The sequence below is a fragment of the Mycobacteroides salmoniphilum genome (genome assembly GCF_004924335.1).
GTDB lineage: Bacteria > Actinomycetota > Actinomycetes > Mycobacteriales > Mycobacteriaceae > Mycobacterium > Mycobacterium salmoniphilum.
In genome coordinates this window covers 4,620,220-4,642,663 of record NZ_CP024633.1, presented here as the reverse complement: position 1 = coordinate 4,642,663, position 22,444 = coordinate 4,620,220, and the positions used below count along the sequence as shown (strand labels likewise).

Sequence of the window (22,444 nt, the reverse complement as noted above, 5' to 3'; positions counted from 1 at the left end):
ATAGATATCGATTTTATCGACTTTCATAATCAGTGCCTGTGCTCGTACGGTGGCCTGTGTGACGTGGCTGGCCAAACTCCGCATCGACGGCTTCTTGCTGGGACTATTCGCTGCCATGGGGATTGGGCTGCTGCTCCCCGCGCGTGGCGGTGCCGCCGATGTACTCGAGTGGGCGACCAAGATCGCCATCGCGGTGCTGTTCTTCCTCTACGGAACGCGACTGGAACCGCGCGAGGCACTCGAGGGTCTGAAGCACTGGAAACTGCACACCACGGTGCTGGCCGCGACCTACGTGCTGTTCCCACTGCTGGGGCTGGCGATGCGGCTCCTGGTGCCGTCGGTGCTGACCAACGACCTCTATACAGGCGTGCTGTACCTGTGCTTGCTGCCGTCGACGGTGCAGTCTTCGATCGCCTTCACGTCGATCGCCCGCGGCAATGTCGGTGCTGCGGTGGTGAGCGCGTCGCTGTCGAATATGTTGGGCGTCTTCATGACTCCCGTCTTGGTGATGCTGCTCATGCAGACCACCGGCGAGGCGACGGTCTCGCCCACCGCGATCCTGGAGATCGTGGTGCAGCTTCTGCTGCCCTTTGTCGCCGGCCAGCTGTTGCGGCCCAAGCTGTATCGCATTCTTTCCCACGCCACGCTCACCAAGGTCGTTGACCGTGGCTCGGTCTACTTAGTGGTCTATGCGGCGTTCAGCGCCGGAATGGTCGAACACGTCTGGCAGGGTCTGCAGATCTCCCGGCTGTTGGCAGTCGTCGCGGTCAGCGTCGTGCTGCTGGCCGTGGTGTTGGGTGTTACCGCGGGGCTGGCGCGGCTATTGCGATTCAACCGGGCAGACCGAATCGTCGTCGTCTTCTGCGGATCCAAGAAGAGTTTGGCGACCGGATTGCCGATGGCCACGGTGCTGTTCGCGGGACACCCGGTGGGCCTGATTGTGCTGCCGCTGATGATTTTCCATCAGATTCAGCTGATCACCTGTGCGGCGCTGGCCGGGCGATGGGGGCGGGCCGAGAGTTCAGATGCGGAAACCGTTGGCGGCGAGACCGTTTCTGCTGCCTGACCTTTACGTATCGGTGGGCTCGCTATCGCTTCGGTGCGGTATTGGATAGCCTGTGACGGCTAGCGTGAGGAGGGCGGTGGAATGCCAGAAGGCGACACGGTTTTCCGAACGGCGCAGCGCCTGGCCGACGCACTGACCGGCCGGGTGCTCACTGGCTGCGATATCCGTGTTCCACGTTTCGCAACCGTCGACGTGAGTGGGGAACGCGTCGACGGCGTGGTCGCACGTGGAAAGCATCTGTTCATTCGCGTCGGCTGGGCCAGCATTCACTCGCATCTGAAAATGGATGGCAGCTGGCGGATCGTGTCCGCTCAGGGGTCCGTACCCACGTGGGACCATCGAATCAGAGCGGTACTGACCACAGACGACTCGGTGGCCCTCGGGATCAGCCTGGGCGTTTTGGATGTGGTCAAGCGGGAGCGGGAAAACGACATCGTGGGTCATCTAGGCCCGGATCTTCTTGGGACAGATTGGGATCCGGCCGTCGCGTTGGAGCGATTGATGGCACGAGCAGATGATGAGCTGAGTGCGACGCTTCTCGATCAGAGGGTCATGGCGGGCATGGGCAACGTGTATTGCAACGAACTGTGTTTTCTGGCCGGGTTGCTGCCCACAACGCCGGTGAGAGGCCTCGCTGATCCCGCGCGTCTCGTCGAGCGTGCCCATGCGTTGTTGCATGCGAACAAGGACAACCATCGCAGGACAACGACGGGTGACCGGCGGCCCGGCCGTGAGCTGTGGGTTTACGGCCGGCATGGAAAGCCCTGCCGCCGTTGCGGAACCAGGATCGCACGCGATCAGGCCCTGCCGCGCGTGGCGTATTGGTGCCCTAGTTGCCAGCGATGACGTGACGCCGCGCAGGCGGGTGTCAGTGATGCCCTGGTGTCGGAGGGCTGGCTTAAAGTTCATCCAATGATGCTGCGACGGTGGAGGCGTAAGGCGGTGCGGGTGCGGCGCCGCCTATCGGGTGTGCTGGTCGCACTGATTGTCGTGGTGCTCGCAGGGCCGATCGTGGCGCTGACCATCTGGCCTGCCGTGGTCGTGTACCGGAGTACCGGTGATGCGCTACTCGCGGCTTTGGCGCAGGCCGGATATCTGGCATCGCCCTATGCGGTGTATCTGATCTTGCGTGGCGCGGGATGGATTCTGCGAGGACTCGGTGACGTGATCGCCCACCGCCGGTACGAGGCCCGGCTACGTCGGTACACGACGCTGTCGGGGCTTTCCGAGATCGACGAGATGTCCGGCGCCGATTTCGAGACGTTCGTCGCGGCCCGTATGCACAGCGCCGGATGGCATATCGAGACCACGCCCGCCTCCAGCGATTACGGCGTTGACCTGATAGCCACGAATCGGCGCGATGTCGTTGCCGTCCAATGCAAGCGATACTCAAAGAGCGTGGGCGTCAGGGCTGTTCAAGAGGTCGTCGCGGGTGCGCGCCATTACGACTGCACCCGCACCATGGTGGTCAGCAACCAGGATTTCACCAGGCAGGCTCAGACCCTTGCCGCGACGAGCAAGTGTGAGCTCATCGGCCGCGATCGCCTTCCGCGCTGGCTGAATCAGAGCGAGGTGCCCGCCTTTTCGAACGCCGCACCGCCCAGATGACCACCAGGAGCGCCACGCCGAAGAGTGGGTAGCCCATCGCGATACGTGCGAAGGCCAGCCAGCCCACTGAGTCCTGCGTATACAACCATTGCTGCACAACGAATCTGGACGCGAACACCGTCGCTAGGGCCAGGGTCGCCACCGCGTAGCCAAACCGCGACGGTTTGTCTTCGCGCCAGCGCTGCCCGGTGCCGGTGACACCATGCCAGAGCACTCCCGCAAGCGGCCAGCCCACCAGCACCGAGGCCAGGAAGACCGTTGCGGCAATGAGATTGGTCCAAATGCCCATGAGGAAAAAGCCTTTGGCCGACCCGATCTGGTAGGCGATGGCCGCCGAGATCGCAACCCCGAACAACCCGGAGATCGCAGGCTGTAGCGGCTGGTTGCGTAACCACCGCCAGGCGGCAACTGCCGCCGCGGTCGCCATGGATATCCAGATCGCACCGGACAAACCAAAAGCACTGTTACCCAACGCAAATGTCACGCTAGGGAGACCGGCATAGAGGAGGCCGGACAGACCGCCCGCCTGTTCGAGAAGGGTGGGTTTGGGTTCGGACCGCTCGGAGAGCTCCGTAACCTCGGTCACCGCACCTGCCGTCCGCCGAGATGCTGGGCCAGGAATTGTTCCGTCGCACGGAACAGGTCGATCTGATTCTCCGGGTTCAGGAATCCATGTCCCTCATCCGCCTTGACCATGTACTCGACCTCGACGCCACGCGCACGCAGGGCCGCCACAATGTTGTCGGATTCGGCCTGGACCACGCGAACGTCATTGGCGCCCTGCACAACGAGCAGCGGGGTGCGGATCTGATCCACCCGGCTGATGGGTGATCGGGCGAGCATGTCGGCTTCCTGCTCTGGCACGGCGGGATCGCCGACGTAGCGGTACCAGTTGTTGGTCAGGTTCGGCCGAACAAACGGTGGAAGGGTCCGCATGAAGTTCGCGAGGTTCGAGATGCCCACGTAGTCGATGGCGGCCGCGAAGACATCGGGCGTGAAGGTGACCCCAACCAGGGCGGAATACCCACCGTACGAGCCGCCGAAGATCGCGACCCGGCTCGGATCCGCGTAGCCCTGCTTGACTGCCCAGTCGACGGCGTCGATCAGATCGTCGTGCATTCTGCCCGCGAACTCGCCGATGGCCGCCTTGGTGAAGGCCTTTCCATAACCGGTGGATCCGCGGAAGTTGACCTGCAACACCGCGTATCCACGGTTGGCCATGAACTGCACGGACGGATCGAATCCCCAGCTGTCACGGTGCCACGGACCGCCGTGGACGACCAGTACCAGGGGCAGTCCCACGGGTTCCACACCTACGGGCATCGTCAGGTAGGAGCGCAGATCCAACCCGTCGCGCGCGGTGATTGTCACCGGCGTCATGGGTGCCAAGGTCGCCGGATCCAGGTGCGGATATGGACGAAACAGCCGCCTGCTTTCGCCCTTTTCGTGGTCGTAGAAGTAGGTGACACCGGGATCCCGGTCATGAGTAAAGCTGACCACCCAGCGTTGGCCGTTCTCGTCGGACGAGATTTCCGCAAGGTCTCCGTCCGAGAGCTCCTGAAGCTTGTCCAGCACCGGAGCGAAATCCGGATCGAGGACCCGGATTTCCTGTCGCTCGCCGAGATACCGGACGGCCAGCAGCTCGCCGGTCTTTCGATGCCGGATCAGGGGCGGCGCCAGTCCCAGGGCAGCGGAAAGGTCGAACGCGGGATGGCTGTCCACGACCGACTCCTCACCGGTGGACAGGTCGAGCCGGACCAGACGCGTGCGATCGGTGTCACGGCTGGAACCCATCCACAAACCGGTACCGTCCGGCGTCATCGTGGTCGGGTGCATACCTACCGGGTAATCCGCACCGTTGTAGACGACGAGAGATTCCAGTGCCCCGGACTCATATCGAGAGAACTCGATATCTCCGTCAGCTGTCAGTGATTGCGTGAAGACCTCATGATGAGGTCCGCAGAACCAGGCCATGACCTCGCCGGGGTTTTCGGCGAGCATGGTCAGTTCACCGGATGCGATATCGAGCTCGTAGAGGTCGATGAGGTCGATCCTGCGGTGGTTCAGCTGGACGAACAACTTCCCGGGGCGGCCGTGTGGCTGCTCCAGGCCCAGCAGTCGCACGCCGGGAAACGGAGTCAGATCGACGGCGGTAGCCGCGGGGTCGTCCAAGTCCACCCGGTACAGATGCCAATTCTCGTCACCACCGGAGTCCTGCACGTACAACAGCCAGCGCGGGTCATCGACCCAGAGAAAGCCGGTGACGCTGCGGGTCTCGTCGCGGGTGACGCACCGCGCCCCGGCGGGGTTGTCGCCATCGGCCGCCTGCACCCATACGTTGAGGCGGTTCTTTCGCGGCGCCAGGTACGCGATCTTGGTTCCGTCCGGCGAGATCGACGCGGACGTGCGAACCGGTGGATCGAAGAACTCCTCGACGGTAATGAGCTTGGGCAGCGCCATTGTGTTCCTCTCGGTGTATCGAAGTAACACCAGGAGAAACTATGCCGCTACGGCACAGTCAACTGTCGCGTGGCTGACCTGCTGAACGGCGCCCGAATGGTCGCGATGAGGTGCCGACGATTGACGATCAAGCCGGCGATCGCCAAGACGCCATAGACACCACACAGGATGAGCCGGCCGTGGGTTGAGGTGATGGGGAACTGGATCACGAACAGTGCCAGCAGCGCCCACGCGGTGCCACGGTGGAACCGCAGAGCGAGAATCAGAGCCACGCCCATCATGGTTTGCGTTGCGGTCAGCAGGGTTTCTTCGACCTGACGGGCATCGAGTACCAAGGAGTAGCCGCCGCCGCCCGCGAGATGGGCGATCGGCAGGGAACCGATCAGGAGTGTCCATTGGTTGACCTTTGACGAGATCAACGTGGCGATGGCTGCGGTTCCCTTGCCACGGGCGGCGAATATCGCGGCGATGATGAACTCGGGAGCTTCTGATGCCAGCGGCGCGAGCCACTGCACCAGAAGGAACTGGTCGACGCCCAATTGGGTTCCGGCGCTTACCAGGCTGTTGGCGAAGGGCTCAGCGCACAACAGGATGATCGATGCGGCGAGTATGAACATCGTGACGACGGTGCTACGGCGCATGTGCTTGGGCAGCATCCCGATGGCCGCGGCCGTGCCCACCAGATCCGGTTCCTCGGCTTCGCCGCGACTGATCGTGAACAGGTAGAACCCGAACCATGCCAGCAGCGCAACGCCCAGCACGAGGTGAATCTGGCCACTCGCCGGTATCACGAACGCCACCACCCCGGCCACGAGCAGGAAGCCAAGCTCGATGCGGTTGGACGGCGCCAGGGACAGCAGGTTGGTGGAGCGTCCGGATCTCTTGCGGGCCACCGCGAGTGCGATGAGAACGACAACGGGCCAACCCAGTCCCATCAACAACCTGTTCGAGCCGGTCATGTTCGCCGCGGCGTATTGGGTGTACTCGGGGACCTGGCCGGAGATGTAGGCGTAGTAGAGATCCACCGCATATTCGGGAAGCACCGCGATCAAGGCCAGCACCGCGATGGCCAGGCCGCCGGAGACGTCAATCTGCGCGGCCTCTGCCGCCCATGCCAAGACGAAGCTGGCGGCCACTACCGCTGCGCCGTAGATCACCAGAGCCACTACCGGATTGGGATGCAACCCGCCGATCCGCGTGATGAGTGCGGGCGCCATGAACAGCGCCGTGATGAACACCGACCGCAGGAGCTGGCGACGCAATCCACCAAGCATCGCGGGCGCACTAGCGGTGGTCTGCACGGAACCAAGCTAACACCGCCAGGCACGCTCAGCAACAGATCGATATCCCTGTGTGATGCTCATGAAACCCGAAAATTACCAGCTAGTGGGCCCCGTTGTGAATTCTTCGGTGACCCTAATGTCAATGTGTGGCAAACCGGATGACCTAAGGCGCGGTGTCATTGCTGATGGGATGAGGGTTTCGCGTGTTGACCATGCCGTAGCGGCATAGTGTCGAGTGGCGGTTATGTCAGTGGATGCAGAAGGAGTGACGGTGGGTTGGAGCACGCGGGAGCTTGCCGAGCTCGCCGGCACCAGCCTGCGTGCGGTGCGCCACTACCACGACATCGGCTTGCTTGTTGAGCCCGTACGCCGCTCCAACGGCTACAAGAGTTACGGCGTCGCGCATCTGGTTCGGGTCCTGCAGATCAAACGCCTCACAGGTCTGGGTCTTTCCCTGAAGCAGATCGCGGAGATGGATGAGGCCAACGAGGACCCGCGCGAGGCGTTACGCGCGCTCGATGCGGAGCTGGCTGCCACCATTGAGCGGCTGCAGCGAGTGCGCGACGAGCTCGGACAGATATTGGACAGTGAGGTAGCGGCCGATATGCCGCCCGAATTCGGCTCCGCGGCAGTCAACATGGAACTCTCCGACACCGACCGTTCACTCGCGTTCGTCATGTCCAGGGTGCTCGGTCCGGTGGGGCTGCAGGCATTCATCGGGATGTTCCTGGACCAGCAAGACCGGGACCTCGATCATGAGCTGGAGAACCTGGCGGCCGACGCTGACGAGCACACGCGTGCCGATCTCGCCGAGCGGATGTCCCTACATACCCGGAAGTTGTATGCCGATCATCCGGGGATGCTCACCTCGACTGCGGACGCGCCACGCGGTCAACAATTCGCCGAGCGCACCGTGGCCCGTGCCCTCTTGGATCTGTTTAATCCGGCTCAGCTCGACGTGCTGGTTCGAGTGGGTGCCGCGATCCGTTCCGAGCCGGGTTAAGAGTTCGGCCCGGCAATCAGGTACTTGGTTGTGGGATGTTGCATTGGCTGACTGTCGGATTGAGTCCCGCGTAGTTGAGGGGACCGGCAAGCACAGTCAGCGCGATCGTTCCCGCGCTGGCACAGGTTTGTGGGCTGTTGGTGAAGTATCCGCGTTGGGCGACGGCGATTGCCCCCACGATCAACCACACCGCCACCAGTATTCCGGCGTATCGCATGGTGCTCTCCCTGCTCGTTCAACCGGTAAGTCAGTAGTAGTGGCGGCGGCCACCGACGGCGTGTCCCATGCGGCCCGCGACCATCAGGACCAGGCCGATGACGATGAGTACAACTCCGCCGGTCCATAGCCACCCAATGTCGAGGATGAAGCCGGCGGCCAACAGGATGGCTCCGAGGATGATCATGGCCCTCACCTCGTTCAGTGCTGCATTCTCAGGCGTGATGTTTTGTTTACGATGTTAACGATACGCCGTCGGCCCTCTTCGGGTGAGGTGTTTGAGTGCAGCATTCGCGGCGTGCACACCGCACATGCCGTGCGCGCCAGGGCCTGGTGGTGTCGCCGCGGAACAGATGAACATCCCCGGCGCGCCAAGGCTGTAGGGGTTGAGTCCGACGCGAGGACCGAACACCAGCTGTCGGACGTCCTTGGCGCCCGTCATGATGTCTCCGCCCACATAGTTGGCGTTGTACACCGACATCTCCGTCGTCGAGCGCACCGCCGTGCCAACGATGCGTTCGCGGAAACCTGGTGCGAATCGTTCGATCTGACCGATGATCGCTCCGGTGGCATCTCCGGCGTAACCGAAAGGCACGTGTGCGTAGGTCCAAAGCGGGTGGATAGCGCCGGCCGAGCGCTGCGGATCGGCCAGATACTGCTGACCGGCAAGGACGAAGGGGCGCTCCGGCATGACGCCGGCGTGGATCTCTCGTTCGGTGGAGGCGACTTCGGCGTAGGTGCCGCCGAGATGGACGGTGCCGGCGCGGCGGGCAGCGGGTGTAGCCCACGGAACCCCGCCGTCGACCGCGAAGTCGACCTTGAAGGCGCCGGGGCCGTGCCGGAACCTGGTGAACGCGCGGGTGACTCTTGCGGGCAACCGATCACCGAGAATCTTTGCGACAGAGCCCGGTTCAAGATCGAACAGTGTCAGATCGGCATCGGGCAATTGCGCGGCGTCGTCGATGCGCACCCCCGTGCACACCTCTCCACCCAGCTCGGCAAGGGTCGCGGTCATGGCCCGGACGAGAGAACCGGTGCCGCCGGAGAGGACTGGCCAGCCGTATCGGTGTCCGGCCGTCATGATTCCGAGGCCGACCGCAGCTGTCATGGGATAGTGCAAGGGCCGGAAGGCATGTGCGGCGACCCCGCCGTACAGGGCGCGGGCCGACTCGGTGCGGAGCAGACGCGCGATGGTGGAAGCGGGCAGCGCCGCCGGCAGTCCGAATCGCGCCATCTGAACGGGGTGGTGGGGCACCCGCAGCAGCGGCGCCGTGATGTCCTCCACGAGGGTCTCGAAATGCTCCGAGGGATAACCGAACAACGCTCGCCAACGGTTGCCGTCACGCCCCATGAACGTGGCTGTGTCATCTACCGACCGGTACAAGACGCCCGCGGAGCCGTCGTCGAGCGGGTGAACGCAATCGATCTCGGGCAAGAGCCAGCGCACGCCGTGACGAGCCAGATCCAGACTCGTCAAGAAGGAAGACCCGATGGCCATCGGGTGCGTGGCCGCGCAGTGATCGTGGATGAGTCCGGGTTCGAGCATCTCCGAGGAACGGCATCCGCCCCCGGGTTCTTCAGTGGCCTCCAACACAGTGACGGAGATCCCTGCGCGGGCGAGGGTAATTGCTGCGGCAAGCCCGTTGGGGCCACTGCCGACGATGGTCGCGACGCTCATCGGATCACCGGGCCGCTGTCAGGGATGCCACGAAATGCATAGGTAATCAACGAATTACAGTCGACCTGCACCGTGACATCCACCTCCGTCGGGTCCGTCATCAAAGTCTACAAACCCAGCTGCTGCATGCTTGGCTGGCCGCCTTTGGTGTCGGTCAGGGCAGTTGACGAAACTGTAAACGTAGTGCAAATTTTGTCCCTGTGGCGGTACTCAGTGAGCGGGCAGGGATAGGCGACCTTGTGGAACAGCTGCATGGCCGACATCCGAATCTGTCTCGCGACATCGTGGAGGCGGTGGTGCGTGCAGAACACTCCCGCTTCGACGACAGTCCACTGCGTGACTACGTTCCGCTGTTGGTAGAGCGGCGTGCGCGCGAGGAACTGGCCCTGCTCAGCGTGTAGCCGATCTACCGGTCGGGTGTCACTTCGGCTCCATGGATCGCCGCGCGAATCGCGTGCTCAACGTCGCTATTCGCGATGAAGAGCATCTCGTCTCCGGCCTCCAAGACATCCTCGGGCCTGGGTAGCACGACGCTTCCGTTCCGGATCACGGTGACCAGTGCGGTGTTCGGCGGCAGTTCCAGGTCTGCCACACGCTGTCCGACTAGAGGATTGTCCTCGGGCAGAGTCAGTTTCGTCAGACCCGCACTTCCCTCGCGCAACCCCATGAGACGTACCAGATGACCGATGTCGATCGCGCCCTCGATACCCGCCACCATGGCGCCGGGTGTGGAGACCGCCACATCGATACCCCAGGCCTGGCCGAACAGCCCCTGGTTGCGAATGTCGTTGATCCGCGCGACGACCCTGGGCACGCCGAACTCGGTCTTGGCCAGCAGGCCCACGACGAGATTGGCCTTGTCGTCACCGGTGGCGGCGACCACGACATCGCAGGTCTCGATCCCGGCTTCTTCCAGGGTGTCCAGCTCGCACGCGTCGGCGTTGAGCCAGTCCGCCCCGGGCACTGTCTGCGGTTCGAAGTTACTGCGCTCGCGTTCGATCAGCAGGATCTTGTGGCCGTAGTCGAGTAGTTCGCGCGCAACGGAACGGCCGACCTTGCCCGCGCCCGCGATCGCGACTCGCATCTTCCGTTCCGCCACCCCGCTATCGTGCCCTATGAATCGGAGTCGACCGACGGGAACAACGTGAGCCTGCACCAGCTGTACCTGGCTTTGCTCATTGGCGGGCTCGTGCTGCTCGCGAGCATTGTCGGTACCCGGGTGGCCACGCGCATCGGGTTCCCGAGCCTTTTGTTCTTCCTTTTGGTCGGGGTGGTGCTCGGGGAGGACGGGCTGGGCCTTGAGTTCGACAACGTCGAGTTGGCTCGGAACGTGTGCACCGCGGCGCTTGCCGTGATCCTGGTCGAGGGCGGTTTGACCACACGGTTCGCCGATATCCGCAAGGTGCTCGCGCCGGCCGGTGCGATGGCCACTGCCGGTGTCCTCATCAGCACAGTGGTGACCGCGGTCGGCGCGCATGTTCTGTTGCGTATGGATTGGCAGCTGGCGTTGTTGTTGGGCGCCATCGTGTCCTCCACCGATGCCGCGGCGGTGTTCTCGGTGCTGCGGGTGCTGCCGTTGCCGCGCCGGGTCGCCGGACTGCTGGAGGCGGAATCCGGATTCAATGACGCCCCCGCCGTGATTCTCGTCCTGATGTTCAGCGTCGTGCCCTTCGTGTTCGAGCCGAAAAGCGCCGCGATTCAGATCGTCTACGAACTGCTGGCGGGTTCGGCGATTGGTCTGGTGTCAGGTTTTCTCGGGGCCATGGCGCTGCGCCGTGTTGCCCTGCCCGCCTCGGGTCTGTACCCGATCGCGACATTCGGTATCGGGCTGGTCGCGTTCGCGGCTTCCGGCAGCGTGCACGCCAGCGGTTTCATCGCCGCCTATCTGGCCGCCGTGGTACTGGCCAATTCCGGTCTGCCGCACCGATCTGCCACCCGCTCGTTCGCCGAGGGTCTCGGCTGGCTGGCGCAGATAGGCCTCTTCGTCCTGCTCGGCTTGCTGGTCAATCCCAGCGAGCTGGTGGGAGACCTGGTTCCCGCGATCGTCGTGGGGCTCGTGCTGCTGCTGGTGGCCCGGCCGCTGTCCGTGGTGGGTTCACTTTTCGGATTCGGTATCCCGTGGCGCGAGCAGACCTTTCTGTCCTGGGCGGGACTGCGTGGCGCTGTCCCCGTCGTACTTGCGACCTTCCCGATCGTGGAGGGCGTGCCCGACAGTTACCGCCTGCTCAACATCGTGTTCGTTTTGGTAGTGGTCTTCACCCTCATTCAGGGACCGAGCCTGCGGCCCGTCGCGCATCTGCTGGGACTGATCACCCGCGAGACCACTCGTGAAATCCAAGTCGAGGCAGCGCCTTTGGATGTGTTGGATGCTGAACTGCTGACCATGAAGGTGCAACCGGCATCTCGGCTACGCAATGTCACCATCCTCGAACTACGGTTGCCCGACCCGGCGGTCGTCACCCTGATCATCAGGCAGGGCACTACGTTCGTCCCGCTACCCGACACCCGGATCGAGTCGGACGACGAACTGATGATCGTCACCACGAGTAAGACCCGGGCGTTGACCGAGTCGCGCCTCCGCGCGGTCAGTAGGCGTGGCAAGCTCGCATACTGGTTCGACGAATACGGGGATGTCGGCTGATCCGCCGCGTGCTGTCAAGAGGCTGTCAGGAATTGGGGTTGCGTTGACGCGCAGCACCACTCGGGCATACAGTACCGAGCGTCAGCACCTCGCTAGGCGAGGCTCCTGCACGAACACAGGCCACTGATCCGACGACGTCGAGAGACGCCCAGGGTTAGGACAGATCTCCCCGGCCTAAGGGGTGATCCGAAGTGGCTTCCCTGAGGGATCACGTCGTGCAGTGCCGAAGCTCTGACGAGAGAGGTGGTCTGCCCGTCCGTTGGCGGGTGGTTGCTCCTCATGTTTGAGCGCGCTTGACGTGCGCTGACACGAAGCGTTGCGGCACAGCCGCCCTGGCAGCGAGGAGGTGAGGGACGACATGCAGTCCGGCGATAGTCCGTATCCGAGTCCGGATCGACAACCTGGCTTAGGCCAGCACATACATGTGTTCCCAGCCTTCCGCTGCGACACCGCTCACGCCTGACCCGTCGCGAAACCTATTGCACCGGGCTCGATTTAGTGTGCGCGGAAGCGTCCGCAGTGGACCGAACCCTGAGAAAGGGCGGCATCTGCAATGGCATTCTTCAACGGCGTTTCCCGCCGATACGACAGTGACGGGCACGCTCCGGCAGGCGCCGTCATGGACAGCGCGCATGTCGGAGACATCGTCGGTGCCCTGGGCACCATCGGGCAGCACGAGAGCACCGAGGGGCGCAGCAGGCGGCAGCGATTCCGGATGTTGTTGGCCGTCTTGGGCCCTGGCCTGATCGTGATGGTCGGTGACAACGACGCGGGAGGAGTGGCCACCTACGCTCAGGCCGGTCAGAACTATGGCATGGCGCTCATGTGGACGCTGGCGCTGCTGATTCCCGTGCTCTACGTCAATCAGGAGATGGTGGTGCGGCTCGGCGCGGTTGCCGGGGTGGGACATGCGCGGCTCATCTTCACCCGATTCGGACGGTTCTGGGGTGCCTTTAGCGTGGGCGATCTGTTCGTGGTGAATGCGCTGACTATCGTCACCGAATTTATCGGTGTGGCAATGGCGTTGAGCTACTTCGGACTTCCCCGATGGATTTCGGTGCCGTTGGCCGCAGTGCTGCTGTTCGCGGTGGTTGCCGGAGGTTCGTTCCGGCGTTGGGAGCGTTTCCTGTTCGCGCTCATCGCGCTCAATGTGGTCATGATTCCCCTGGCGATCCTGGTTCATCCGTCGCTCACTACGACGGCATCCGGATTGGTGCCGTCCTTCCCCGGTGGTCTGAACGCCGAATTGTTGATGCTGATCGTTGCGATCGTGGGCACTACGGTGGCTCCCTGGCAGCTGTTCTTCCAGCAGTCCAACATCGTGGACAAGCGTCTGACACCCCGCTGGATCCGTTATGAGCGAATCGATCTCGCCGTCGGGATCGTCGTGGTGATGGTGGGTGCGGTCTGCATCATGGGGGCCGCGGCGTTCGGCCTGGCGGGCACCGACGGCGTGGGCAATTTCACCGATGCCGGTGCCGTCGCGCGGCTGCTCCACGAGCACGTGAGCCCCACGGCGGGTGCACTGTTCGCGATCCTGTTGTTGGATGCGTCGCTCATTGGCGCCAATGCGGTGGGGTTGGCGACCACCTATGCGCTGGGCGACACCTTTGGTAAACGTCACTCGCTGCACTGGAAGCTGACCGAGGCGCCCTCCTTCTACCTGGGGTACGGCGTGCTGCTTGCTGTCGCCGCGGTGGTCTCGTTCAGCCCGGACCCGGTGTTGGGCGTCCTCACGCAGGGTGTGCAGGCGCTGGCCGGTGTGTTGCTGCCCTCGGCGACGGTATTCCTGGTGCTGCTGTGCAACGACAAGGCGGTCCTGGGGCCATGGGTCAACACCGCTCTGCAGAATGTGATTGCCGGACTGATTGTTTGGTCGCTCGTGCTGTTGTCGTTGTCGCTGACCGCGGCAACCTTCTTCCCCGATCTCACCACCCAACAGCTCAAGACGTTCTTTGTCGCAGGAGCGATTGTCGGTGTGCTCGGCGGGCTGGTGATCTTCGCGATGAAGGAGCGGGCCGAGCGTGCCGCTGCGCGCGAGACCGCAGCAGATCTCGGTGGGTTGGATCCCGAGCAGGTGCAGGACCTGGAATCCTCGCCGCGGGATCGTGCGCTACGGCGGCAGATTCTGCGGCAAGAACGTGAAACCTGGCGCACACCAGCACTTGGCACGCTGGAACGGCCGGCGTGGTCGCCGCTACGCACCGCGGGAATGATTGCCCTTCGCGGCTATCTCGCGGTCGCGGTGGTGCTGGTGGGCGTCAAGGTCGCACAGACCATCGTCGGGTAGCGACATGAAGTGGCTGGAGTGGGCGCGTTGCCGTGGCATGCCGATCGATCTGTTCTTCTCACCGGATCACGAGCGGGGGAGAGCTCGGACCCTTCGGGAGGCCCGCGCCAAACAGATCTGTCGGCACTGCCCGGTACGGGAGCCATGCGGTAGGTATGCCGTCGCGGCGGGCGAATCGTTTGGGGTGTGGGGGGCGACCACTCCGCGGGAAAGGCGCGACAGGAACCGGGTGCCGCCGCGGAAGCGGGCACTGGACGTAGTTAGGACTAACGAATAATATAGTTTGGTGAGCCGAAACTACTCGATGGGTCAAGAGGGCCTGGAGGCGTCGTGGTTCGAGACGGTTGCGATAGCGCAAGCGATCGCCTCGGGTGACAAGGTTTCCGCGGCGCACATCCTGAGGACCAGTCAGTGCCGGCTCCTGGTTTCCGAGGGCCTGCTGCATCTGCTCTCGGTGCTGATGCGTGCGGCTCCGGCCGGTGCTACGAGTCGGTTGCTCGATATCGCCCGGGTCTGCGCGCCGCCGCCACCCATACCGAATCTCATTCCAGTACAAGCATTCCAGGAGGTCGCGTACATAATGCCCACGCTTACCGATGAGATGAAGCGGATGCTCGGTTCTCAACTGGCGGTCCTGGCGACGGTGACCGACGGCACGACCCCCAACATCGGGCCCAAACGTTCCCTGCGGGTGCACGATGAACGATCTCTGATCTTCAATGAGAACACCGGCGGGCAGACACTGGCCAATATCCTTGCCGGATCGAAGGTTTCCGTCGCGGTGATCGACCGCGACGCACTGGACGGGTACCGGTTCGTCGGTTCTGCCCACATCCACGACTCGGGGCCGGCGTTCGATGATGCCGTTGCCTTCGCGGAGGAGCGGGGCATGAAACACCCCCGTTGCGCCGTCGTCATCGCCATCGAGGGCATCTACACACTCAAGCCTGGCGTTACCGCGGGTAAGCCCGTGTAGACATGGATCATGACGAAGCCCCTCCCGGCCTCTGACGAGGTCGTCCTGTACTGGCGGCCGGGTTGCCCTTTCTGCATCAAGCTTCGGACGCAGCTGCGCTTCAGTCGACTGCGCTACACCGAGGTCAACATCTGGAAATCTCCCGACGCGGCGGCCTACGTCCGGTCGGTCGCCGACGGCAACGAGACGGTGCCGACCGTCAACGTCGCGGGTCATCCCTTGGTGAATCCCTCGCGGCAGGAGCTGTTGGCGGCCGCTCGAGAACACGCACCGCGGGCGCTGCGATAGTGACGCTCCTCACCTCGTGATGACACCTGATCCCGGCATGCCCGGCCAGACCAGCGCGAATGCCGGTTCTCCGGGAGGTGAAGAGCAGGGGCTCACAGGGAATAGTTAGCTTAGGTATGTACTTTTATCAGGTGGGCAATGTAGCCCTCCCCCTTACTTAACGCCGATCTCCGAGGTATCTAGGCATGACTGAAACGATCTCGACACCTGCCGCCACGACGACGCCTGATCTCGCGGAACAGCAAGAACTCGAACGACGCGTCGCGCAGGTCGTGTCCAACGACCTGCAGCTGCAGGGGCTCCTCCCCGACGACGCAGTGACCGACGCGGTCAACGAACCTGGTCTGCCGCTGGTCGAGGTGATCCGGCGACTGCTGGAGGGCTACGGAGATCGCCCGGCCCTCGGTCACCGCGCCGCTGACCTGGTGACCGACGACAACGGCGTGACAAGCCTCGCGCTGAAGCCCGAGTACGTCACCACCTCCTATCGCGAACTCTGGAACCGGGCCGAGGCCATCGCCGCCGCCTGGTACGACCAGGGAATCCGTGATGGCGACTTCGTCGCCCAGCTCGGTTTCACCAGCACGGACTTCGCCTCGCTGGATGTCGCGGGGCTTCGCCTCGGGACCGTGTCGGTGCCCTTGCAGACCGGTGCATCGGTGCAGCAGCGCAACGCGATCCTTGAAGAAACCCAACCCACTGTCTTCGCCGCCAGCATCGAGTACCTCGACGCGGCGGTGGAGTCGCTACTGGCGGCGCCGTCTGTGCGCCTGTTGTCGGTCTTCGACTACCACCCGGAGGTGGACGGTCATCGCGAGGCGCTCCATGCCGTACGCGCCCGACTCGAGGACGCCGGCCGGACGATCACTATCGATCCGCTCGGCGACGCGATCGCGCGCGGGCGTGAGCTGCCTGCGGCACCACAGCCCAGCGAGGATCCCGACGCACTGCGTCTGCTCATCTATACCTCCGGCAGCACCGGCACCCCCAAGGGCGCGATGTACCCGCAATGGCTGGTGGCCAACCTGTGGCAGAAGAAGTGGCTCAGCAGCACGGTAATTCCGGGTGTAGGCGTCAACTTCATGCCGATGAGCCACCTGGCGGGCCGCCTCACCCTGATGGGCACGCTCTCCGGGGGTGGCACGGCGTATTACATCGCGTCCAGTGACCTGTCGACATTCTTCGAGGACATCGCGCTCATCCGTCCCACCGAAGTGCTGTTCGTGCCGCGCGTGGTGGAGATGGTTTTCCAGCGTTACCAGGCCGAGTTGGATCGTTCGCTTGCCCCCGGCGAAAGTAATGCGGACATCGCCGAGCAGATCAAGGTCCGCATCCGCGAAGAGGATTTCGGTGGGCGCGTACTCAGTGCCGGATCTGGTTCTGCGCCACTGTCTCCCGAGATGAACGACTTCATGGAATCGCTGCTGCAGGTAGCGATGCTTGACGGCTACGGTTCCACCGAGGCCGGCGCAGTATGGCGTGACGGTGTGTTGCAGCGTCCCCCCGTCACCGAATACAAGTTGGTAGATGTTCCCGAACTCGGTTATTTCACAACGGATTCCCCGCATCCGCGGGGCGAGCTGCGCATCAAGTCGGAGACCATGTTCCCCGGCTACTACAAGCGCCCAGAAACCACTGCCGACGTCTTTGACGAGGACGGCTATTACCTGACCGGCGACGTGGTCGCGGAGTTGGGGCCAGACCACCTCAAGTACCTCGACCGCGTCAAGAACGTGCTCAAGCTCGCCCAGGGTGAGTTTGTCGCGGTGTCCAAGCTGGAGGCCGCGTACACCGGCAGCCCGCTGGTTCGGCAGATCTTCGTGTACGGCAACAGCGAGCGTTCCTTCCTGCTGGCGGTCGTCGTACCCACGCCGGAAGCTCTTGAACGGTACGCGGATTCGCCGGACGCGCTCAAACCGTTGATCCAGGACTCTCTGCAGCAGGTAGCCAAGGGCGCGGAGCTGCAGTCCTACGAAATCCCCCGGGACTTCATCGTCGAGACGGTGCCGTTCACCGTCGAATCCGGCTTGCTGTCGGATGCGCGCAAGCTGCTGCGTCCGAAGCTGAAGGAGCACTACGGCGAACGGCTGGAGACGCTGTACACAGAATTGGCCGAAAGCCAGAACGAGCGGTTGCGTGAGCTCGCGCGGGAGGCGGACAGCCGTCCGGTCCTGGATACGGTGACCGACGCCGCGGCGGCACTGCTGGGGGCATCGTCCTCCGACCTGGCGCCCGATGTGCGGTTCATCGACCTCGGCGGTGACTCGCTCTCGGCGTTGTCGTACTCCGAGCTGCTGCGCGACATCTTCGAGGTGGACGTTCCGGTTGGTGTCATCAACAGCGTCGCCAACGATCTTGCCGCGATCGCCCGGCACATTGAGGCGCAGCGGAGCGGCGCCGCGACGCAGCCGACGTTTGCGTCGGTCCACGGTAGGGGAGCGACGGTTATCCATGCCGCCGAGCTCACCCTTGACAAGTTCATCGATGAATCATTACTGAAGGCGGCCAAGGATATTCAGCCACCGACCACGGACGTCAAGACCGTATTGGTGACCGGTGGTAACGGCTGGCTCGGACGCTGGCTGGTGCTGGATTGGCTCGAGCGGCTGGCACCCCATGGCGGAAAGGTGTACGCACTTATCCGCGGCTCCGATGCTGCGGCCGCCCGTGCACGGCTGGACGCCGTGTACGAATCGGGAGACCCCACGCTGTCGGCCCACTACCGTCAGCTTGCGGAACAGGGGCTCGAAGTGATCGCCGGTGATTTCGGTGACCAGGATCTTGGCGTTTCCCAAGATGTTTGGCAGAAATTGGCCAGTGATGTGGATCTGATCGCCCACTCGGGGGCGTTGGTGAACCACGTGCTGCCGTACAGCCAGTTGTTCGGCCCCAATGTGGCGGGTACCGCCGAGATCATCAAACTGGCGATCTCCCAGCGGCTCAAGCCGGTCACCTATTTGTCGACGGTCGGTATCGCCGATCAGATCCCGGTGACCCAGTTCGAGGAAGATTCCGATGTTCGTGTGATGTCGGCAGAGCGTCAGATCAACGACGGCTACGCCAACGGTTATGGGAACTCGAAGTGGGCGGGCGAGGTTCTGCTGCGGGAGGCCCACGACTTGGTCGGGCTGCCGGTGCGGGTCTTCCGTTCCGACATGATCCTCGCGCACAGCCAATACCACGGTCAGCTGAACGTCACCGACGTGTTCACTCGTACCATCCAGAGCCTGTTGCTCACCGGCGTCGCGCCGGCCAGTTTCTACGAACTGGATGTCGACGGCAACCGTCAGCGGGCGCACTACGACGGTGTCCCAGGCGATTTCACTGCCGCATCCATCACCGCGATCGGCGGTGTGAATGTGACAGATGACTACCGCAGCTTCGATGTGTTCAATCCCCATCACGACGGTGTCTCGATGGACACGTTCGTGGATTGGCTCATCGAGGCCGGGTACAAGATCGCTCGGATCGACGATTACGGCCAATGGCTCGCCCGATTCGAAACAGCTCTCAAGGGGCTGCCCGAGCAGCAGCGCCAGCAGTCTGTGCTGCCGCTGCTCAAGATGTATCAGAAGCCGCAGCTTGCGATCGACGGAAGTGCGCTCCCGACAGCTGAATTCAGTGGAGCCGTACGGGAAGCCAAGGTCGGCGGCCTGGGCCAGACACCGGGCGAGATCCCGCATGTCACCAAGGACCTGATCCTCAAGTACGCCGCCGATATCAGTCTGCTGGGCCTGATCTAGCCGGTGCTGGTTACCGGCTCTGCCGAGGTCTTCCGGGCAGTAGCCGGTAACGGGCACGATCAGAGTCGGCCACCGCCCCGAGATGCGGGGCATTCTCGTTGCGGCCACCGATCACCTCCCGGTGCTCCTTGAGTAACGGCTGACTGCTCTCAGGATTCCCGATGCCGTCGAACGCACGGCCGATCTGATCGCGTGTCTCGACGGGGTGGCCCTGTCCTACGCCGTGCGCGGGGTGACAGACGAGGATTCATTGAAGCGCAGTGTGATTCGAGTAGTCGCAGGACTTCTCGATGGCCGCGGCTAACCTTGTCACGTCAGGGATCTACGCTGTGATGAACACAGGAGGAAATCATGGCCAAGAGCCCCGTGGCCGTTCTCGGTGGAACCGCACTGGCGGGCGTGGGTATGGCGGTGGCCGGGATCGCGGGCTCGTCCCTGGCGCTGCGCAGCCACTCGGTAGTGCGACAGCTCAACAGTTGGGCTGCGCGCAGGTTGACCGATGAACAGCGCGCTGATCGTTATGCAGCCATCTTGCCGACACCCATCCTGGGGCCCAGCTTCTATGCCGACCCGGGTGACCTCAGCGACCGTGCCAACGGAGATATCGTCCGCACGCACCGTGTGCTGCCACGTATTCCCGTGCCTGGCGCCACTATTCAACGGTTCATGGTCCGCTCCACCGATACCGCGGGAAATGCCGTACCCGTGACCGCGACACTGATCGAGCCGAACCGCCCATGGCGTGGCGCGGGTGCCCGGCCGGTGGTGGTACGCAACCAGCCGATCAACTCCCTGGGGCTTAAGGCGGCACCCTCGTACCGGATCGAGCGTGGCCTGTTCGTCGATGTGCCGCCGCTGGCGCCACTCCTCCTGGCGCGAAACTATGCGGTGCTGATACCCGATCACGAGGGTCCGCGGATGGCGTACTCGGCGGGCATCATGGCCGCACATGCGGTGTTGGATTCGGTACGCGGAATGCACAGAGCATGTCCGGATCTCGTCGAGTCCCCGATGGTCATGGATGGGTACAGCGGCGGAGCCATCGCGACGGTATGGGCCGCGCAGGAGCAGCCGGCTTACGCGCCGGAACTGAGGTTCAGTGGTGCGGTCGCGGGTGGCACACCGACGGATTACGCCCTGCTATATCGCAGCATGAACGGCGCCTTGGGGTCTGGTCTATTCGCGGCGGCCACGATCGGGCAGGCACGGGAGTACCCGAACATGGTGGAGCTCTTTGGCGATTTTGCCCTCTACATGACGACCTTGATCAAAGACTTGCCGCAGCCGCCGTTGGCGGCGGCCGGGATTGCGCGTATCGATCTCAATGTATTGGCGGCCATTCCAGCGCCTTTCGAGTCCGAGATTGCACAGGATGTGATTGCCGCCAACAAGCCGGGTGCTACGGCACCGACCATGCCGACCCTGCTGTACCACGGATCGCGGGACCGGTTCATCGGTGATCAGTTCGTTCCCGAGCAAGGCGTGACCGCGCTTATCGAGAGCTGGCGGTCCAAGGGGGCGACGGTGGACTACCTGCCCGTGCCCGGTGAGCATCTGATCGCGGCCGGATGGGCGATGCCCAGTGTTCTGCGCTGGATGCGCGGTGCGTTAGGGGATTAACGCTCTTCGAATCAGGATGTGACTCAGGGTTTTCCCGGAGGCGCAGACACCTGCGGGACGGCTAGGCTCGCGGCATGATGACCGTTGCACCCGGGCATTCCGGCAACGCCGAAGACGATGGAGCTGATGCCCCGGCGCGGTGGACTCCGTTGCAGAAGATCGGATTCCGTCTGCTGTTCACCATTGGCGGCGGGATTCTTCTGCTCTCGGTGTACGACAACCTCGGGCTTTACAACCTGTGTGAGCCGGTGTTGTGGCTCACGGCCCAGATAGGAAGTTTCCTCATCCGTGGACGCGGTATCGAACTCACGGTGTCTTCCGGAGGCGACTTGTTGTGGTCGTGGTGCTACCACCTGGGGTGGATGGTGATCGCGCTGGTGATCACCGCCGTGTGGACGGCGTTGGACCGCCAACGGCCGAACTACCGGCGCCTGGCCACCTCACTATGGGTTTTCGCACGGTTCGGTCTGGCGATGTCGATGATTACGTACGGGATCGCGAAGGCGATTCCCACGCAGATGGGGTTTATGGCCCTTCCCGATCGGCAGCTGCAATTGGCTGGCGACACAAGCCTGTTCAACACGCTGTGGGGCTTCATGGGCGCTTCGGAGCCGTACTCGATAGCCACCGGGATCGTGGAGCTGGTATCCGGGCTGCTGCTGCTGTGGAACCGCACGTGGGTCTTGGGCGCCTTGGGGTCGGTGTTCGCCATGGGGCAGGTGTTCCTACTCAACATGACGTATGACGTGCCGGTCAAACAGGTCTCGGGAGAGCTGTTCTTGATCGCGGTCGCCGTCACCGCGCCATTGTGGCCAAACCTTGTGCGGGTGGTCTTCAACCGCAGCGCCACCCAGCCGGTGCGGCTGTGGCCGGCGCTCGGCTCGGACCGGCGATGGCTGCTCAGGACGGGCATCGCGCTGAAATTCGGGGTGTCTTCGGTCCTGATGGCACTTATCGTGCTGCAGTCACTAGCGGTGTACTCGACATACAAGACACCCACCTCGAGCCTCGACGGTATATGGCATGCAACGTCATTCACCATCGACGGGCGCGGGGCAACGCTGAACCAGACTGCCCCCGCACCATGGCCCAACGTGGCGATTTCCCATCGCGACACCGTAGCGGAGTTCAGCGTGATGAAGTTTGTTTCCCAGACTGCTGACGGACGTACCGCTGCGTGGCTATTAGCGGTCAACGGTGACCGGCTGGAGTTGCGCAAGCGCGAGTCCGGTCCGCCGCAACAGACACTTCACGCGCAACAGCCCAGCCCGGATCGGCTGGTCCTCACCGGTGTGGTGGATGGCAAGAGGATCGAGGGCACCTATGAGCGTCGGTTCATGGAGCGCGGCGAGTCCGGATTCCGGTGGATTCAGCCGACGATGGATCCTGAATCCGTGGACGCTGACGGGTAGCAGTCCGAAAATATTTGCGCTGATGCTTATTTGGTGATCCGTTGTTGTACTGCCTGCTCTCACACGTTGTTTCGCGTACGCGTTCGTGTGGGATGTGATTACGGCAAGGCCCCACATCTGCGCGCTCGCCAGGCCGGCGCCGCCGCCGAACGGCTCGAGA

At 63.4% G+C, this 22,444-nt stretch carries 20 protein-coding genes, 1 pseudogene and 1 riboswitch; of the genes and pseudogenes, 14 read left to right on the top strand and 7 right to left on the bottom strand.

From position 1 onward, the window contains the following. The first annotated feature begins 58 nt into the window (after positions 1 to 58). The 3 genes from DSM43276_RS22770 to DSM43276_RS22760 all read left to right on the top strand — a co-directional run bounded on the left by DSM43276_RS22770 (position 59) and on the right by DSM43276_RS22760 (position 2,674). Positions 59 to 1,066 carry a bile acid:sodium symporter family protein gene (locus tag DSM43276_RS22770; RefSeq protein ID WP_078328637.1) on the top strand — a complete coding sequence of 336 codons (1,008 nt, stop codon included), beginning with the start codon at positions 59 to 61 and terminating at the stop codon, positions 1,064 to 1,066. Between the two features lie 81 nt (positions 1,067 to 1,147). Beyond that, a complete protein-coding gene (gene nei2 / locus DSM43276_RS22765) occupies positions 1,148 to 1,912 on the top strand; it encodes an endonuclease VIII Nei2 (RefSeq protein WP_078328565.1) in 765 nt (254 codons plus the stop codon). Positions 1,913 to 2,014: 102 nt separating this feature from the next. Continuing rightward, positions 2,015 to 2,674: a restriction endonuclease gene (locus tag DSM43276_RS22760; protein ID WP_078326095.1), complete on the top strand. Its 660-nt coding sequence runs from the start codon at positions 2,015 to 2,017 to the stop codon at positions 2,672 to 2,674. Here DSM43276_RS22760 and DSM43276_RS22755 read toward each other — a convergent pair. Genes DSM43276_RS22755 through DSM43276_RS22745 form a run of 3 tightly spaced genes read right to left on the bottom strand, consistent with a single transcriptional unit; the run spans position 2,595 to position 6,435 of the window. Beyond that, positions 2,595 to 3,260: a DUF3159 domain-containing protein gene (locus tag DSM43276_RS22755; protein WP_078328564.1), complete on the bottom strand. Its 666-nt coding sequence runs from the start codon at positions 3,258 to 3,260 to the stop codon at positions 2,595 to 2,597. The genes DSM43276_RS22760 and DSM43276_RS22755 overlap by 80 nt on opposite strands. Then, positions 3,257 to 5,134, bottom strand: a complete 1,878-nt coding sequence (locus tag DSM43276_RS22750; protein WP_078328563.1) for a S9 family peptidase — start codon at positions 5,132 to 5,134, stop codon at positions 3,257 to 3,259. The genes DSM43276_RS22755 and DSM43276_RS22750 overlap by 4 nt, the downstream gene beginning before the upstream one ends. A gap of 47 nt (positions 5,135 to 5,181) precedes the next feature. Further along, positions 5,182 to 6,435, bottom strand: coding sequence for a sodium:proton exchanger (locus DSM43276_RS22745; protein ID WP_078328562.1), 1,254 nt, complete (start codon positions 6,433 to 6,435; stop codon positions 5,182 to 5,184). Between the two features lie 226 nt (positions 6,436 to 6,661). Between DSM43276_RS22745 and DSM43276_RS22740 the strand changes: the two genes are divergently transcribed. Then, positions 6,662 to 7,420 (top strand): helix-turn-helix domain-containing protein, encoded by a 759-nt coding sequence (locus tag DSM43276_RS22740; RefSeq protein WP_078328559.1) that lies wholly within the window; start codon positions 6,662 to 6,664, stop codon positions 7,418 to 7,420. Between the two features lie 16 nt (positions 7,421 to 7,436). On the opposite strand, the gene DSM43276_RS22735 is transcribed toward DSM43276_RS22740, so the two are convergent. The 3 genes from DSM43276_RS22735 to DSM43276_RS22725 are packed head-to-tail and all read right to left on the bottom strand — an operon-like array spanning position 7,437 to position 9,314. Further along, a complete protein-coding gene (locus DSM43276_RS22735; RefSeq protein WP_078289951.1) occupies positions 7,437 to 7,637 on the bottom strand; it encodes a lipase chaperone in 201 nt (66 codons plus the stop codon). A 30-nt stretch (positions 7,638 to 7,667) separates the two neighbouring features. Continuing rightward, positions 7,668 to 7,823, bottom strand: a complete 156-nt coding sequence (locus DSM43276_RS22730; RefSeq protein WP_099051634.1) for a DUF6131 family protein — start codon at positions 7,821 to 7,823, stop codon at positions 7,668 to 7,670. 54 nt (positions 7,824 to 7,877) lie between these two features. Then, complete coding sequence (locus DSM43276_RS22725) at positions 7,878 to 9,314, bottom strand: phytoene desaturase family protein (RefSeq protein ID WP_078328557.1); 1,437 nt, start codon at positions 9,312 to 9,314, stop codon at positions 7,878 to 7,880. A 200-nt stretch (positions 9,315 to 9,514) separates the two neighbouring features. Between DSM43276_RS22725 and DSM43276_RS22720 the strand changes: the two genes are divergently transcribed. After that, positions 9,515 to 9,715, top strand: a complete 201-nt coding sequence (locus DSM43276_RS22720) for a three-helix bundle dimerization domain-containing protein (protein WP_078314709.1) — start codon at positions 9,515 to 9,517, stop codon at positions 9,713 to 9,715. A 5-nt stretch (positions 9,716 to 9,720) separates the two neighbouring features. Here the strand turns inward: DSM43276_RS22720 and DSM43276_RS22715 are convergent, their stop codons facing one another. Continuing rightward, entirely contained in the window at positions 9,721 to 10,398 is a 678-nt protein-coding gene (locus DSM43276_RS22715) for a potassium channel family protein (RefSeq protein ID WP_078328635.1), read from the bottom strand. Positions 10,399 to 10,458: 60 nt separating this feature from the next. Here DSM43276_RS22715 and DSM43276_RS22710 point away from each other — a divergent pair, with 60 nt between their 5' ends. From DSM43276_RS22710 to DSM43276_RS22670, 9 genes and pseudogenes are all read left to right on the top strand, one after another. Beyond that, positions 10,459 to 11,955, top strand: a complete 1,497-nt coding sequence (locus tag DSM43276_RS22710; protein WP_078328633.1) for a potassium/proton antiporter — start codon at positions 10,459 to 10,461, stop codon at positions 11,953 to 11,955. A gap of 81 nt (positions 11,956 to 12,036) precedes the next feature. Continuing rightward, a riboswitch (M-box (ykoK) riboswitch) is annotated at positions 12,037 to 12,205 on the top strand. A gap of 303 nt (positions 12,206 to 12,508) precedes the next feature. Continuing rightward, entirely contained in the window at positions 12,509 to 14,245 is a 1,737-nt protein-coding gene (locus DSM43276_RS22705; RefSeq protein WP_078328555.1) for an NRAMP family divalent metal transporter, read from the top strand. A 4-nt stretch (positions 14,246 to 14,249) separates the two neighbouring features. Next, positions 14,250 to 14,522: a WhiB family transcriptional regulator gene (locus DSM43276_RS23910; RefSeq protein WP_109555951.1), complete on the top strand. Its 273-nt coding sequence runs from the start codon at positions 14,250 to 14,252 to the stop codon at positions 14,520 to 14,522. A 303-nt stretch (positions 14,523 to 14,825) separates the two neighbouring features. After that, the gene (locus DSM43276_RS23655) at positions 14,826 to 15,221 is read left to right on the top strand and encodes a pyridoxamine 5'-phosphate oxidase family protein (RefSeq protein WP_078326098.1); all 396 of its coding nucleotides are present in this window, start codon (positions 14,826 to 14,828) and stop codon (positions 15,219 to 15,221) included. A gap of 9 nt (positions 15,222 to 15,230) precedes the next feature. After that, the gene (locus DSM43276_RS22690; RefSeq protein ID WP_078328553.1) at positions 15,231 to 15,509 is read left to right on the top strand and encodes a glutaredoxin domain-containing protein; all 279 of its coding nucleotides are present in this window, start codon (positions 15,231 to 15,233) and stop codon (positions 15,507 to 15,509) included. A gap of 185 nt (positions 15,510 to 15,694) precedes the next feature. Next, positions 15,695 to 19,252, top strand: a complete 3,558-nt coding sequence (gene car / locus DSM43276_RS22685) for a carboxylic acid reductase (RefSeq protein ID WP_078328550.1) — start codon at positions 15,695 to 15,697, stop codon at positions 19,250 to 19,252. Positions 19,253 to 19,328: 76 nt separating this feature from the next. Then, positions 19,329 to 19,556, top strand: a pseudogene (locus tag DSM43276_RS24030) (TetR/AcrR family transcriptional regulator); the annotation flags it as partial. Between the two features lie 47 nt (positions 19,557 to 19,603). Then, on the top strand, positions 19,604 to 20,872 hold the full coding sequence (locus DSM43276_RS22675; RefSeq protein ID WP_078328548.1) for a lipase family protein: 1,269 nt from the start codon (positions 19,604 to 19,606) through the stop codon (positions 20,870 to 20,872). Between the two features lie 74 nt (positions 20,873 to 20,946). Then, positions 20,947 to 22,284 carry a hypothetical protein gene (locus tag DSM43276_RS22670; RefSeq protein ID WP_078328545.1) on the top strand — a complete coding sequence of 446 codons (1,338 nt, stop codon included), beginning with the start codon at positions 20,947 to 20,949 and terminating at the stop codon, positions 22,282 to 22,284. The last annotated feature ends 160 nt before the right edge of the window (positions 22,285 to 22,444 follow it).

Bases quoted from the DNA above. Each gene is read 5' to 3' on its own strand.
- DSM43276_RS22690 (WP_078328553.1), top strand. From the start codon at position 15,231: ATGACGAAGCCCCTCCCGGCCTCTGACGAGGTCGTCCTGTACTGGCGG.
- nei2 (WP_078328565.1), top strand. From the start codon at position 1,148: ATGCCAGAAGGCGACACGGTTTTCCGAACGGCGCAGCGCCTGGCCGAC.
- DSM43276_RS22740 (WP_078328559.1), top strand. From the start codon at position 6,662: ATGTCAGTGGATGCAGAAGGAGTGACGGTGGGTTGGAGCACGCGGGAG.
- DSM43276_RS22735 (WP_078289951.1), bottom strand. From the start codon at position 7,637: ATGCGATACGCCGGAATACTGGTGGCGGTGTGGTTGATCGTGGGGGCA.
- DSM43276_RS22670 (WP_078328545.1), top strand. From the start codon at position 20,947: ATGATGACCGTTGCACCCGGGCATTCCGGCAACGCCGAAGACGATGGA.
- DSM43276_RS22750 (WP_078328563.1), bottom strand. From the start codon at position 5,134: ATGGCGCTGCCCAAGCTCATTACCGTCGAGGAGTTCTTCGATCCACCG.
- DSM43276_RS22715 (WP_078328635.1), bottom strand. From the start codon at position 10,398: ATGCGAGTCGCGATCGCGGGCGCGGGCAAGGTCGGCCGTTCCGTTGCG.
- DSM43276_RS22725 (WP_078328557.1), bottom strand. From the start codon at position 9,314: ATGAGCGTCGCGACCATCGTCGGCAGTGGCCCCAACGGGCTTGCCGCA.
- DSM43276_RS23910 (WP_109555951.1), top strand. From the start codon at position 14,250: ATGAAGTGGCTGGAGTGGGCGCGTTGCCGTGGCATGCCGATCGATCTG.
- DSM43276_RS22730 (WP_099051634.1), bottom strand. From the start codon at position 7,823: ATGATCATCCTCGGAGCCATCCTGTTGGCCGCCGGCTTCATCCTCGAC.
- DSM43276_RS22705 (WP_078328555.1), top strand. From the start codon at position 12,509: ATGGCATTCTTCAACGGCGTTTCCCGCCGATACGACAGTGACGGGCAC.
- car (WP_078328550.1), top strand. From the start codon at position 15,695: ATGACTGAAACGATCTCGACACCTGCCGCCACGACGACGCCTGATCTC.
- DSM43276_RS22675 (WP_078328548.1), top strand. From the start codon at position 19,604: ATGGCCAAGAGCCCCGTGGCCGTTCTCGGTGGAACCGCACTGGCGGGC.
- DSM43276_RS23655 (WP_078326098.1), top strand. From the start codon at position 14,826: ATGCCCACGCTTACCGATGAGATGAAGCGGATGCTCGGTTCTCAACTG.